At 56.3% G+C, this 13195-nt stretch carries 11 protein-coding genes; 9 read left to right on the top strand and 2 right to left on the bottom strand.

Annotated elements, in window-relative coordinates; translation table 11 throughout:
• The first annotated feature begins 10 nt into the window (after nucleotides 1-10).
• The 6 genes from ACFO5Q_RS11200 (at nucleotide 11) to ACFO5Q_RS11175 (ending at nucleotide 8140) form a co-directional block, all read left to right on the top strand.
• On the top strand, nucleotides 11-1192 hold the full coding sequence (locus ACFO5Q_RS11200) for an acetyl-CoA C-acyltransferase (RefSeq protein ID WP_068145424.1): 1182 nt from the start codon (nucleotides 11-13) through the stop codon (nucleotides 1190-1192).
• A 63-nt stretch (nucleotides 1193-1255) separates the two neighbouring features.
• Entirely contained in the window at nucleotides 1256-2230 is a 975-nt protein-coding gene (locus ACFO5Q_RS11195) for an NADPH:quinone oxidoreductase family protein (protein WP_068145428.1), read from the top strand.
• Between the two features lie 430 nt (nucleotides 2231-2660).
• A complete protein-coding gene (locus ACFO5Q_RS11190) occupies nucleotides 2661-3728 on the top strand; it encodes a hypothetical protein (protein WP_068145432.1) in 1068 nt (355 codons plus the stop codon).
• Nucleotides 3729-3757: 29 nt separating this feature from the next.
• Nucleotides 3758-5452 carry an AMP-binding protein gene (locus ACFO5Q_RS11185; protein ID WP_082719760.1) on the top strand — a complete coding sequence of 565 codons (1695 nt, stop codon included), beginning with the start codon at nucleotides 3758-3760 and terminating at the stop codon, nucleotides 5450-5452.
• Nucleotides 5453-5477: 25 nt separating this feature from the next.
• On the top strand, nucleotides 5478-6236 hold the full coding sequence (locus ACFO5Q_RS11180; RefSeq protein WP_068145437.1) for an SDR family NAD(P)-dependent oxidoreductase: 759 nt from the start codon (nucleotides 5478-5480) through the stop codon (nucleotides 6234-6236).
• Nucleotides 6237-6322: 86 nt separating this feature from the next.
• Nucleotides 6323-8140: an ATP-binding protein gene (locus tag ACFO5Q_RS11175; RefSeq protein ID WP_068145441.1), complete on the top strand. Its 1818-nt coding sequence runs from the start codon at nucleotides 6323-6325 to the stop codon at nucleotides 8138-8140.
• 3 nt (nucleotides 8141-8143) lie between these two features.
• Here ACFO5Q_RS11175 and ACFO5Q_RS11170 read toward each other — a convergent pair whose 3' ends face one another.
• Nucleotides 8144-9145, bottom strand: a complete 1002-nt coding sequence (locus ACFO5Q_RS11170) for an isoaspartyl peptidase/L-asparaginase family protein (RefSeq protein WP_068145444.1) — start codon at nucleotides 9143-9145, stop codon at nucleotides 8144-8146.
• A gap of 154 nt (nucleotides 9146-9299) precedes the next feature.
• Here ACFO5Q_RS11170 and ACFO5Q_RS11165 point away from each other — a divergent pair, with 154 nt between their 5' ends.
• From ACFO5Q_RS11165 to ACFO5Q_RS11155, 3 genes are all read left to right on the top strand, one after another.
• The gene (locus tag ACFO5Q_RS11165) at nucleotides 9300-11102 is read left to right on the top strand and encodes a DUF885 domain-containing protein (protein WP_231727147.1); all 1803 of its coding nucleotides are present in this window, start codon (nucleotides 9300-9302) and stop codon (nucleotides 11100-11102) included.
• On the top strand, nucleotides 11099-11620 hold the full coding sequence (locus ACFO5Q_RS11160) for a PAS domain-containing protein (RefSeq protein ID WP_068145450.1): 522 nt from the start codon (nucleotides 11099-11101) through the stop codon (nucleotides 11618-11620). The genes ACFO5Q_RS11165 and ACFO5Q_RS11160 overlap by 4 nt, the downstream gene beginning before the upstream one ends.
• 94 nt (nucleotides 11621-11714) lie before the next feature.
• Nucleotides 11715-12713, top strand: a complete 999-nt coding sequence (locus ACFO5Q_RS11155) for a cysteine synthase A (RefSeq protein WP_068145452.1) — start codon at nucleotides 11715-11717, stop codon at nucleotides 12711-12713.
• Here ACFO5Q_RS11155 and ACFO5Q_RS11150 read toward each other — a convergent pair.
• Nucleotides 12710-13183, bottom strand: a complete 474-nt coding sequence (locus ACFO5Q_RS11150) for an Lrp/AsnC family transcriptional regulator (RefSeq protein ID WP_068145456.1) — start codon at nucleotides 13181-13183, stop codon at nucleotides 12710-12712. The two genes, ACFO5Q_RS11155 and ACFO5Q_RS11150, sit on opposite strands and share 4 nt — an antisense overlap.
• Nucleotides 13184-13195 lie beyond the last annotated feature (12 nt).

Here is a 13195-nt window from a genome sequence, read left to right as displayed (position 1 = left end):
GAGAACTCCCATGCGGGAAGCAGTAATCGTATCAACAGCCCGGACGCCGATCGGCAAAGCTTATCGCGGGTCTCTCAATGCCACCTTGGGCCCGACCCTTGGCGCACACTCAATCGCGCACGCTGTGAAGCGCGCAGGCCTTGAAGGCGGCGAAATCGAAGATGTGGTCTGGGGCAGTGCGCTGACCCAGGGGTCGCAAGGATCGAACATCGGCCGTTTGGCAGCCTTGCGTGCTGGTCTTCCGGTCACCGTGTCCGGCATGACCATCGACCGCCAGTGCTCCTCGGGCATGATGGCAATCGCCACTGCGGCCAAGCAGATCATCTCTGACGGCATGGATATTGCCATCGGTGGCGGTCAGGACAGCATCTCTGTGGTGCAGAACGAGCATATGAACCGTTGGCAAGCTGTGGACAAATCCCTCGTGGAAATGCACCCGCATACCTATATGCCGATGCTGCAGACGGCAGAAACAGTGGCAGAGCGCTACGGCATTTCCCGAGAGGCCATGGACGAATATGGCTTGCAGTCCCAGCAGCGGACAGCAGCCGCCCAACAAGCCGGCAAGTTCGACGACGAGATTGTGCCGATTTCCACCAAAATGGTTCAGGTGAACAAGGAAACGAAGGAAATGACTTTCCACGACGTGACCCTGGACAAAGATGAAGGCAACCGGCCTGAAACCACACTTGATGGCCTGAACGGTCTCAAGACCGTGATCGAAGGCGGCACCATTACGGCCGGTAACGCCAGCCAGCTGTCTGATGGTTCTTCCGCATCTGTGTTGATGGAAGCCAAGGAAGCGTCAAAGCGCGGCCTGAACCCGCTTGGTATCTACCGCGGCATTGCGGTTGCAGGTCTTGAGCCGGATGAGATGGGCATCGGCCCAGTTTACGCCATTCCAAAGCTTCTGGAAAAGAACGGCCTGAAGATGGACGACATCGGCCTGTGGGAACTGAATGAAGCCTTCGCCGTGCAGGTTCTCTACTGCCGTGACAAGCTGGGTATTCCGGATGAACTTCTGAACGTGAACGGCGGTGCGATCTCCATTGGTCACCCATACGGCATGTCCGGTGCGCGCATGGTTGGTCATGCGCTCATTGAGGGCAAGCGCCGCGGTGCCAAATATGTTGTCTGCACCATGTGTGTGGGCGGCGGCATGGGCGCGGCTGGACTGTTCGAAGTCGCTTAAGGCGAAAACCGACCCAAAAGAGGCGGGCCCTGAGGGGCCTGCCGTTTTTTCAGGAGATTTGAAATGAAAGCCGTTCGTTGCCACGAGCTTGGCCCAGCCAGCAATCTGAAAGTTGAAGAAATCGAAGACCCAACCCCGGGCAAGGGTGAGGTGCTGATCGATGTGAAGGCAGGGGGGCTGAATTTCCCCGACGTTCTGATGGTTGCAGGCAAATATCAATTCCAGCCTGAATTGCCTTTCACGCCAGGCGGCGAGGGCGCAGGTGTTGTTGCGGAACTGGGTGAAGGCGTCACCAACGTCAAGGTCGGGGACAGGGTGATTTTCTTCAATCAGCAGGGTGCTTTCGCTGAAAAGGCTGTGGCGCCCGCGATGACGCTGGTGCCGATGCCTGAAAGCATGCCGTTTGAAGTGGCTGCCGGTTTCACCATCACCTATGCCACAAGCTATCACGCGCTTAAGCAGCGTGCGGATATCCAACCGGGCGAAACGCTTCTGGTCCTGGGCGCGGCAGGTGGTGTTGGCCTCGCGACAGTTGAACTTGGCAAGGCCATGGGCGCCACGGTGATTGCTGCTGCCAGCACGGACGAAAAGCTTGAGTTCTGCAAGAATGCGGGGGCAGATCACCTGATCAATTATTCCAAGGAAGAGCTCAAGGACCGCGTCAAGGAAATCACCGGCGGCAAGGGTGTGGACGTGATCTACGACCCTGTGGGCGGCGATTATACTGAAGCCGCACTCAGGACCATGGCGCCCGGTGGGCGGCATCTGGTGATCGGGTTCGCAGCAGGCGATATCCCGCGTCCGCCGCTCAATCTTTGTCTGCTCAAGCAATGTTCGATCGTTGGCGTTTTCTGGGGTAATTTCGCCCGGGCCAACCCGAAAGTTCAGGTGCAGAATATGGTTGATATGTTCGGCATGTTCGAAAAAGGCACCATCAAGCCGCTGGTGAACGATGTATATGCGCTGGATGATGTGGTCGATGCCTTCGCGTGCCTTAGCGAGCGACGCGCCAAAGGGAAGGTGATCTTAAAGCCATAAAAGGACGCAGTCATTTCAAATAAGGCGGGCCGCGGCATGTGTCGCGGCCTTTTTCCATTTAATTGATTTTTACTAAAAAGCGTGGCAAAAGCTGGCTGTCTTTTTGGGAGGCAGCTTGTGCCACTGGTGACAATTGTCGTCGCGACATACAATCGGCCCAGCCTTTTGCGCTGTACGATCAAATCCATTCAAAACCAGACCTTTCAGGATTGGGTGAGCTTGTCGGAGCTGGAAATACTGTGCCGGACGCCCAAGCTGTTGACCAACGAAGCGCGCTCTGTGATTTCCGTTTTGCTCGGTCTGGCTTAATTGACCGCGTTATGCATAGATTTTCAAATTTCTGGACTGGTTAGTCTTGAAAAAGGATCGTATGGCTGTATCTTCCTTTCCGTGAACGTAAACCAATCAGGTGAGCATGATCGGGGAGTGTATGAAAGCCTTACGACTTATTGCAGGAAAAGAAGCGCGCCGTCGCATTGAGGAAAATGGCTTGACGCCTGACCTTGTGCGTCTTGTGGTTGGCGCCTCCGGCGGCCCGAAGTGGCTGATCCTGCGAGGGTTGGATCAGTATGTTTTCGGCGAATGGCTGAAGGATGCCAAGGGCCCTATTGACATGGTCGGCTCATCCATCGGTGCCTGGCGCATGACACTCGCGTCACATCCCGACGCTGGGGCGATGTTCAGGACTTTTGAAGACGCCTATTTCAGCTACCGCAAGGAAGATGGCGCAACGCCCGAGGCTGTATCAAAAGCCTCATACCGCATTCTGGACCAGGTGATGGGGCCCGAAGCGCGTGATGCCATAATCGGCAACAAAGCCCGCAATCTCAATATCGTGGCCGTGCGCTGCTTGGGCGCGACGGCCAGCCAGTCAAGGCTTCTTGAAGGGGCCGGGCTTCTTGGCGCTTTTGCGGCTAACAGCATCAGCAGGCCACTTTTGGGGAATTTCTTCCAGCGCGCGGTGTTTCATTCTGGTGACCATGTTGCCTGTTCGGGTGCCTGGGCAGGCTTTGAGCGGATAGACGTGAAGCTGCAGGCGGACGCAATCCACGACGCCTTGATGGCCTCTGGCTCAATCCCTTTTGTGGTGGAAGCAGTGCGTGACATCATGGGGGCGCCCAAGGGCGTTTACCGGGACGGCGGCGTGATCGACTATCATTTCGAGATACCGTGGCAGTATAACGACGGCATTGTGCTCTATCCGCACTTCTATGGCCATTTGGTGCCAGGCTGGTTCGACAAGGCGCGCCAGACCCGGCGGGTGACGGGTGACGTGCTGGATCAGCAGTTGATCCTGGCGCCAACAGACGAGTTCGTGGCCAGCCTGCCAAACGGCCGGATACCGGACCGCAAGAATTTCACCGATATGGAAGACAGCGAGCGCCTGCCTTACTGGCGCCAGGTGGTGGACATGAGCTACCGGCTGGCAGAAGAGTTTGGGGAACTCTGCCAAAATCAGGACGCGCTGATGAATAGACTTGAAGCCGCACCTGAATAGTGGGCTATTATTAGGGAAGTGGGAGACAAATGGAGGGATCATTGATGGACGAGGTGCCGTTTACCGAAAAGGACATGCTCGCGGGGCACCTTGGCGAAATGGTGGACAATTGCGTGCGCACCCATGGGGCGAAGTCCGCCTTCAGTTGCGTGCTGCCCACCGGCCACTCCCACACCATGAGCTATACGGAGCTTGGTGAATATTCCGACGCCGTGGCGGCTTACCTGCGCGAAGAACTGGGGCTGAAGCCGGGCGATGTGGTCGCGATCCAGTCTCCCAACACACTGGCATACCCGGTTCTTGCCTTCGGTATCATGAAGGCAGGGCTGGTGATCACCAACGTGAACCCGCTCTATACGCCGGATGAAACCAATCATCAGTTGAAGGATAGCGGTGCCAAGGTCTGGTTTGTCATCGATGTATTCGGCGACCGGGTTCAGGAATCCATCAAAGATACTTCGGTCAGTCGCATCTACCCTATTTCGCTGGTTGATTTCTTTCCGGGGATGAAACGCCACTTGTTGGGGTTCGCGCTCAAATACATCAAGAAGGCCGTGCCTGATTTTGGCGCTGAAAAGGCCGGGTCGATCCACGGCGTTATCCGGAAAGGGCGGAAGCACCTTGCAGCGGGCGCAAATATCGCCGCATACCGCGAAGGTGCCGGGCTCGATGACGTTGCCATCTTCCAATATACCGGCGGCACAACGGGCCGCAGCAAGGGGGCGGAGCTCACGCACCGCAATGTTGTGGGTAATATTTCGCAGGCAAACCACAGGGAAGGGGCTTTCAAGGCGCAGCCGGATGATGCCCTGATGCTGATCCTGCCGCTTTATCACGTTTACGCACTGGCAGTTGGTGCCATCAACAGCATGCACCTGGGCATCCATGTGGTTCTGGTGCCGGTGCCCAGGCCGCTTTCAAACCTGAAACCTGTGTTCGAGAATTTTGATATCACCATCATGCCGGGTGTGAACACGCTATACCTTGGCCTGATGCAGGAAAAATGGTTCACGTCTATGCCGCCAAGTTCCCTGCGTCTGTGCATGTCCGGGGCCGCCCCCTTGCAGCCCGCCACGGCCGATGCTTGGGAAAAGCTGACTGGCGCACCAATCTATGAAGGTTATGGCCTTACGGAAGGTACCTGCGTTGTGGCATCCATGCCGCTTGACCAGCCACCTCGGCGCGGCACGTGCGGTCGTCCAATCCCGGGCACGGAAGTGCGTATCGTGGGCGAAGATGGCAAAGACCGCCCGCGCGGCGAGCCAGGCGAGCTGTGGCTGAGAGGTCCCCAGATTATGAAAGGCTATCTGAACAACCCTGAGGCCACCGATGAAGCCATCAACGACGGTTGGCTCCGCACAGGCGATGTGGCCATCTTTGACGAGGAAGGGTACCTGTCGATCGTTGATCGTATGAAAGACATGGTAATTGTATCTGGCTTCAATGTGTTCCCGACTGATATTGAAGACGTGCTGACGCGCTTTGACCGGGTGGCTGAAGCCGCCGTTGTTGGCGCGCCAGATGATGAGACTGGTGAAAAAGTGGTGGCCTATATTGTCAAGGCAGACCAAGACCTTACGGACGATGAAGTGATCCGGCATTGCAGAGAACACTTGACCGGCTACAAGGTTCCTAAGACTGTATGCTTTGTAGACGAGCTTCCCAAGTCACCTGTTGGCAAGGTACTGCGCCGCGAACTGCGGGATATGGCGGCATCGATTTAGGGGAAGCCTCAAATAGGGGCTGCTTATGGATCTGGGACTTAAAGACAAACGCGTCATCATTACGGGGGCGACGCGCGGGATTGGTTTGGCAATTGCCCAAACCTTTCTGAATGAGGGCGCCAAGGTCGCATTTTGCGCCCGCAAGGAAGATGAAGTAGCCGCAAGGGTCCAGGAATGGTCTGACGCGGGGCATGAGGTTTGCGGGCGTGCCGTCGACGTGCGGCAGGCAGATGCCTATCTTGCCTGGCTTGAGGAAGCTGTTGGGGCACTTGGCGGCGCGGACATATTTATTCCCAATGTGTCAGGTGGCGCAGGGCAGGGGGAAGAAGGCTGGCGTACCGCTTTTGAGGTGGACATACTGGCAACGGTCAGGGGCTGCGAAAGCCTGCTGCCGCAACTGGTGCAGGGAAACGATGGTGCAATCGTCATCATTGCCAGTATTGCGGGTGTGGAAGCCATGGGGGCACCAGCACCCTATAACACAGCCAAAGCAGCGCTTATTTCCTATTCCAGCCAGTTGGGTGATCTTGCTGCCCAGCATGGGGTGCGGGTAAATGCCGTGTCACCTGGGCCCATTCACGTGGATGACGGATTCTGGGGACAGGTAAAGGACGCGCAGAAAGAGGCCTATGACGGCGTTGCGGCGCGGCATCCTTTCGGGCGGCTAGGGACAACGCAGGAAGTAGCAAACTGTGTGGCATTTCTTGCCAGTCCGGCAGCTTCATGGGTTACGCGGACCAACCTGGTGGTAGATGGTGGCTTCACTCGCAGGATTCAGTTCTGAATACTCGGTCTGGTTACATATATTGCGCAATTGTCGGCAAGAGACTAATCTTGCCTAAACAACCCATGTTCTGATGGCCGGTGTATATGACCCGAATGGTCAAATTCATTCCCTGGATAGCAGCAATCTTCGCGGTCATGGCCGCGGGTCCTGTTTACCTGTTTGCGGCTGAGGCTCCACCACCCGTTTGGCCACTGCTGGCGACCGCAGTTATCGGCGGCATCGCTGGTTTTACGCTGCGCCAATATATCCAGACCCATATGGTCGAGCCTGAAGGCGAGTTCCTCAAGCACCTGAAAAGCTGGGTGAACGGGGATAAAATCCGATATCTCGAAGCTCTTGAAGAGCTGAGCAACCGGCCTGACCTTCAGGCTGCGCTGGAGACGGTTCACGCCACAGCGGAAAAGGCACGGGCCCGGCTGATAGAATTTTCTGAGGTGGAGTATAATCTACAGCAGGTGGTCCAGGACAAACGCCGGAACGAGGCGGTTCTCAAAGAACAGCGTGAAGCCTTTGCAAAACTTGCCAATGAGCTATCCAAGGCGCGGGATGCAGCAGAAGCCGCCAACGTCGCCAAATCCGAATTTCTGGCGACCATGAGCCACGAGATACGGACGCCGCTTAACGGCGTGATTGGCATGATCGACCTGCTGATGGACACGCAGCTTGACGAAAACCAGATCTATTTCGCCCAGACACTGCAGCAGTCTGCCCAGACGCTCCTGACCGTGATCAATGATATTCTCGATATCTCCAAGCTTGAAGCGGGCAAGGTGGAGCTGGATTTCCAGGCGGCAAGGATCGAAAGGGTAATTTCGGATACCATCCATTTCCTGGAGCCCAAGGCGAAAGAAAAGGGCTTGGATGTTACCTGGGAATGCGCAGATGATGTACCGGACGTGATTATCACTGATCCGACGCGGTTGCGGCAAATCCTGTTTAACCTGGTTGGCAATGCCCTGAAATTCACCGAGGTAGGCGGTGTGACTATACAGGCATCGCGTGATTATGCCTCTGCCGGGGAGCTTGGCATCAAGATCGTGGTAACTGATACCGGTATCGGCATCAGCAAAGATGCCCAGCGGCGCCTGTTCCAGAAATTTACCCAGGCTGATGCATCTACTACTCGGCGTTTCGGCGGAACGGGCCTCGGGCTGGCGATCTGTCGGCAATTGACGGTTCTGCTTGGCGGTGACATCGGAGTGGAGAGTGAGGAAGGCGAGGGCAGCAGCTTCTGGTTCACCTTCCAGTGCCGCGAAGGCAACGAAGACGACCTCGTCGACGACTTCGGCTATGATTCAGACCTGTCCATCATGGAAGCAGCGGCCAGTCGGAAGCTACGGATACTGGTGGCAGATGACAATCTGATCAACCAGCGGATCATCGACAATATGCTTGGCAAGCTTGGCCATGAACTGGTTGCGGTTGAAAATGGCGCTCAGGCATGTGCTCTCGCTGAAGAGCAGGATTTCGACCTGATCCTGATGGATATCCAGATGCCTGTTCTGGGCGGTATTGATGCCACAAAATGGATCCGCGCCATGGACGGCGAAAAGTCCAAGGTGCCAATTGTGGGCTGTACGGCGGATGCCTTCCCAGAGCAGATCGAACGATTCCGTCAGGCCGGTATGGAAGACGTGGTGACCAAGCCGATCAACCGCAAGCGGCTGCTGATGGTGATCAATCAGGTGTTGGGCGAAGAAATCCACGCCATTGTGAAGGAAGGGATGTTGCCTGACATTCCCCCGACTGCCGCGGAAAAGCCAGCGGGGAAATCCGGCAAAAAGGCGCCAAAAACTGCCAAGGCTTCCGTCAGGAAAGGCAGTCTGCAGGAGCCACCCAGCCCGACCGACACGAGCGGTGCCGATGCGCTGGATGGGCTTCTGGATGAATTGGGCGGGTAGCCTCTATTCCTTGTAGATGCCAGTTTCTGCTGGGTCGCGACTGCTGACACTGCCACGGAACATGCCCGGTGTGTTAAATGTCATGGACATATTGCCGTCCTTGTCGACCGCAATGATGCCGCCGTCACCACCCATCTGCGCCAGCTGATCCATAACCACGCGGTCAGCAGCTTCCTGAAGGCCAAGGCCTGCATATTCCATTAGTGCGCAGATATTGCGGGCAACCGTTGCGCGGATGAAAAATTCACCGTGGCCCGTGGCAGACACTGCGCAGCTTTCATTATTGGCGTAGGTGCCGGCCCCAATGATCGGGCTGTCGCCCACGCGGCCATGCATCTTGAATGTCATGCCGCCGGTTGATGTGCCTGCCGCCAAGTTTCCAGCATTGTCCAGGGCGACAGCGCCAACCGTGCCAAACTTATAGTCACCGTTCAATACATCCTCCGCAGCACCGGTCTTGCCAGCATCAGCGGGTGCCTTGCCGTCATGGTCCAACATGGGGCCTACCTTTCTGGCCTTGGCGTCTTGATATTGTCTCCAGCGGTGTTCGGTGAAGAAATAGGCGTCGTCCGCCGCCTCAATGTCCTGCGTGGCGGCGAAGGTTTCTGCACCGTGCCCCATCATCATCACATGTGGCGATTTTTCCATCACAGCGCGGGCCAGCAGGATAGGGTTCCTGATGTTTTTGACGCCGGAGACAGCGCCGGCATCCAGCGTGCGCCCGTCCATGATGGAGCTATCCAGTTCGTTCGTGCCTTCTGCGGTGAATACAGCGCCGCGACCGGCGTTGAAATGGGGCGAATTTTCCAGCACCTGGATCGTTGCCGTGACTGCATCCAGCGCTTCACCGCCATTCTTGAGCACAGCTTCTCCTGCCGCAAGGGCTGCCAACAGCTCGGATCGGATTGCGGCTTCAAGCTCGGGCGTCAGTTTATCAGGCGTTATGGTGCCTGCGCCGCCATGGATGACAAGCGCATAATCAGGTTTTTCTGGTGTTTCGCCCATACATGCTCCCAACGCAAGAAACGCCGCGACGGCGACGATTTTTTTATACCACATGTTTCGCTCCCATTTGACAGAAGGCGGATTGTTCCGCATGAAGGAAGGAACATCAAGTGTTTGATCACAAATGAAACCCAGGCCTCTCAGGAGGCCGAAGGTGTCGGGAAAGGGATGGTTCATGGGAGCGTGGTTCAAGACGGGACTGCTGGCGTCAGCTTTGGTGCTGACCAGCGTATCTGGTGCGGCTGTTGAGCGCGGGGAAAGTGCGGAGGAAAAGCTGCAGCTGCTTTTTCAGGATGAGCGGGCTTACTATTACCAGGAAAACCCGGGCACAGGGCCACGCGGCAAGCCGCGCCCGGTTGCGGATCATCTGAGTGCCCAGGCGCTCAAGGATCATCAGCGGCGAGCCGCCAGGAACGAGGAGTTCCTGAACCGCCTGGAGGCGATCAATCGCAACCGGCTGGATGAAGAAGGCCAGCTGAACTATGACATGTTCCGCTATATGGTGGAAAGCCGACTCTTGGAGGCTAAGCACCGTACATGGCGTCAGCCGCTTTTCAGCGATAGCGGTTTCCACACCTATCCAACCCGGGCCTGGCAATCCATCAATTTCCGGACTGCTGAGGACTACCGCGCCTACATACGCTGGCTGAAGGATATCCCGCGGTATCTCGCGGAAAACACTGAGCATATGCGCACCGGCATGAAAGAAGGCTTCACCATGCCCAAGGTGGTGCTGGACGGCCTGATGCCAAGCTTTGACGTTCTTGCGAAGGGAGGCGCAGACGCCATCCCCTTCTATGGTGCTTTTGTCAATATGGCCGCCACATTGTCGGATTCAGACAAAGCTGCGCTGCGCGCTGAAGCTAAAAACGTGATCGCAGATGAGGTGATACCCGCCTATGCAGCGCTCGCGCAGTTCATGCGCGAAGCCTACTATCCGGCGGCGCGGGAAAGCCTGGGGATCAGTGAAGTGCCGGGTGGGGCAGCCTATTATGAGGATATGGTGCGTTACTATACCACCATCGATATCTCTGCGGATGAAGTACATCAGATTGGCCTCAAGGAAGTTGCGCGCATCCGGGCTGCCATGGAATCCATTATCGCAGAGGTGGGCTTTGAAGGCAGCTTCCAGGATTTCCTGACCTTCCTGCGCACGGACCCACAGTTTTATGCCAAGACAGAAAAAGAACTGCTAATGTTTGCCAGCTATCTGGCCAAAAAGGTGGATGGCAAGTTGCCGTCCTTGTTTGGCAAGCTGCCTCGGCAACCATACGGGGTTGAGCCCGTGCCAGCTGTGCTGGCGCCTAACTATACAACGGGGCGTTATTCGGGCGCGCCGCTGGATGCCCCGCGGGGCGGCGAATATTGGGTGAATACCTATGCGCTCGATAAACGGCCGCTTTATACGCTGCCTGCGCTGACCCTTCATGAGGCAGTGCCGGGCCACCACCTTCAGATTGCGCTTTCAAAGGAACTTGAAAATGTGCCTGAGTTTCGCCTGAACCAGTACCCGCACGCTTTCGGCGAAGGCTGGGGGCTATACTCGGAACGTCTTGGTGAGGAAATCGGTCTATATGAAACGCCTTATGAACGCTTTGGACGCCTGACTTATGAGATGTGGCGCGCTTGTCGTCTGGTGATCGACACGGGCATCCATTCGAAAGGCTGGACACGGGAAGAGGCCATCAAGTTGCTGACCGAAAACTCGGCGCTTTCAGAGCATAATATCCGCACGGAGGTGGACCGCTATATCGCCTGGCCAGGGCAGGCGCTGGCCTACAAGATGGGCGAGTTGAAGATTGTTGAACTTCGCCAGAAGGCGACCAAGGCCCTCGGGGACAAGTTCGATGTAAGGGCGTTTCACGATAAAGTCCTGTCTGCTGGGGGTATTCCGCTGTATATTCTTGAAGCGCGAATTGACGGTTGGGTCCAGTCAGAGCTGAATGAGGGCCAATGAACGCAGACACACCGGTAGACAGCCTTGAAACCCTGATTGGACTGTCCGCGCCGGCTCGGATTTTCATCGGGCCGGATATTGCCAGCCATTGTTGGCCTCTGGCGGCCAGATTTCTTCATACATGGCACGAGCTCAGGAGCGGGAAAGTCGCCCCTGAGCGGGCTGACCTGACCCCTATGAAGATCAGTGAGGCGCTGCCTTTCCTGACTATTTTTGATGTGGAATACGACCCGTTTCGCCTGAAATGCCGGTTGATGGGATCTGCCTTCGCGAATGCCATCGGCTATGACGCAACGGGAAATTATGTGGACAGCTATCCGCATACCGAGGCGCTTACAAGGCGTGCAAAGTGGGTTATTGGTAAGGTACAGCCAATGCTGATAACCGGCCTGCCGCTCGCCTGGTCGCCCGAAAAGGACTATAAGACTTACGATACGCTGTCCCTGCCTTTTATGGGCGACGGAGACAAGGTCGAGGCTATTCTTTATCTGAACCAATTCCATGCGCCTGAGAAATAATTTCCATAAATCACAAATAAGTGGGTTGATTTTTTTCTTGAATTTGTCAAAACGCTAGCCAATTAAGAAAGAGTTTCTTTTTGGAGAGTGCATCATGACAGCCCTCACTGGCGCAATTGCCGCAATCGGCAATACCCCGCTTATCAAACTCAAATACGCGTCAGAACTGACGGGCTGCACCATTCTTGGAAAGGCGGAATATGCCAATCCTGGTGGGTCGCTGAAGGACCGTCCGGCGCTCAACATCATTGAGGACGCCGAAAAGAAAGGCCTTCTGGAGCCCGGTGGGCTGATTGTAGAGGGTACGGCAGGTAATACTGGTATTGGCCTCACGGTGGTGGCCAATGCAAAGGGCTACCGTACGCTGATCGTGATGCCCAATACCCAAAGCCAGGAAAAGATCGACACGCTCAAGATCATGGGGGCGGGGCTTGAGCTTGTGCCCGCGGCGCCCTATTCGAACCCGGGCAATTTCAACCATGTGGCAAAGCGCCGTGCGGAGGAACTCGCCGCGACGGAACAGCACGGCGTGATCTGGGCCAACCAGTTCGACAATGTGGCGAACCGCGAGGCCCATATCAAAACCACAGCACGGGAGATTTGGGCACAGACCGACGGCAAGGTGGATGCCTTCATCACGGCTGTCGGGTCAGGCGGGTCGCTCGTGGGTACCGGCATGGGGCTGAAGGAATTTAACAAGGATATCGTGGTCGCACTTGCGGACCCGATGGGCGCGGCCATCTATAATTATGTCAAGCATGGGGAACTCAAGGCCGAAGGCAGTTCCATCACTGAAGGCATCGGCCAGGGCCGGATTACCGCGAACCTCGAAGGCGCGCCGATCGACGAGGCATTCCAAATTCCGGACGTCGAGGCGCTGCCGATCGCGTTTGATCTGCTCAAGAAGGAAGGCCTGTGTGTGGGCTCATCTACCGGAATCAACGTGGCGGGCGCTATTCGTCTGGCGAAACAGATGGGGCCAGGGCACACCATTGTGACGCTTCTGTGTGATAGCGGTCTTCGCTACCAGTCGAAGCTGTTCAACCCGGAATTCCTGAAATCAAAGAACCTGCCGGTTCCTGAGTGGCTCTAGTTTTCTTGGGCGGGCAGGGGTAGCCGTGTCCGCCGGAGCACGTTCCTGAGGGCGAAGCTTGAGTGCACGCGCGCCACGCCAGGCAGGCGTGTCAGCATATTGTGGATACGTTCATAGTCTGGCGCGTCCTTTACTGCCACGCGGATCATATAGTCCACGTCACCGCTCATCAGATAGCATTCCATCACTTCGACAACGCTGCGGACGGATTCCTCGAACCGGCGAAGTTTTTCTTCCTGTTGGTCTTCAAGCGAGATACGCACAAACACCGTGCCCGGCAGGCCTACAGCACTGGCGTTCAGATGGGCGGCGTAATGCATTATCACGCCCTTATCGTCCAGGCTTTTGACACGCCTGAGGCAGGCGGATTCAGATAGTCCGACCTTGTCCGCCAGCTCCACATTTGACAGCCTGCCGTCCATCTGTAGGGCATCCAAGATGGCACGATCAATCTTATCAAGTTTAATCATTCGCAGATTCCT

Source organism: Kordiimonas lipolytica (genome assembly GCF_042651265.1).
Taxonomy (GTDB): domain Bacteria; phylum Pseudomonadota; class Alphaproteobacteria; order Sphingomonadales; family Kordiimonadaceae; genus Kordiimonas; species Kordiimonas lipolytica.
Note: the sequence above shows the minus strand (reverse complement) of the source record. Positions and strands in the feature narration are given on the sequence as shown.

Coding starts and splice junctions, on each gene's coding strand:
- ACFO5Q_RS11200 (WP_068145424.1), top strand. CDS start 11: ATGCGGGAAGCAGTAATCGTATCAACAGCCCGGACGCCGATCGGCAAA.
- ACFO5Q_RS11195 (WP_068145428.1), top strand. CDS start 1,256: ATGAAAGCCGTTCGTTGCCACGAGCTTGGCCCAGCCAGCAATCTGAAA.
- ACFO5Q_RS11190 (WP_068145432.1), top strand. CDS start 2,661: ATGAAAGCCTTACGACTTATTGCAGGAAAAGAAGCGCGCCGTCGCATT.
- ACFO5Q_RS11185 (WP_082719760.1), top strand. CDS start 3,758: ATGGAGGGATCATTGATGGACGAGGTGCCGTTTACCGAAAAGGACATG.
- ACFO5Q_RS11180 (WP_068145437.1), top strand. CDS start 5,478: ATGGATCTGGGACTTAAAGACAAACGCGTCATCATTACGGGGGCGACG.
- ACFO5Q_RS11175 (WP_068145441.1), top strand. CDS start 6,323: ATGACCCGAATGGTCAAATTCATTCCCTGGATAGCAGCAATCTTCGCG.
- ACFO5Q_RS11170 (WP_068145444.1), bottom strand. CDS start 9,145: ATGGGCGAAACACCAGAAAAACCTGATTATGCGCTTGTCATCCATGGC.
- ACFO5Q_RS11160 (WP_068145450.1), top strand. CDS start 11,099: ATGAACGCAGACACACCGGTAGACAGCCTTGAAACCCTGATTGGACTG.
- ACFO5Q_RS11155 (WP_068145452.1), top strand. CDS start 11,715: ATGACAGCCCTCACTGGCGCAATTGCCGCAATCGGCAATACCCCGCTT.
- ACFO5Q_RS11150 (WP_068145456.1), bottom strand. CDS start 13,183: ATGATTAAACTTGATAAGATTGATCGTGCCATCTTGGATGCCCTACAG.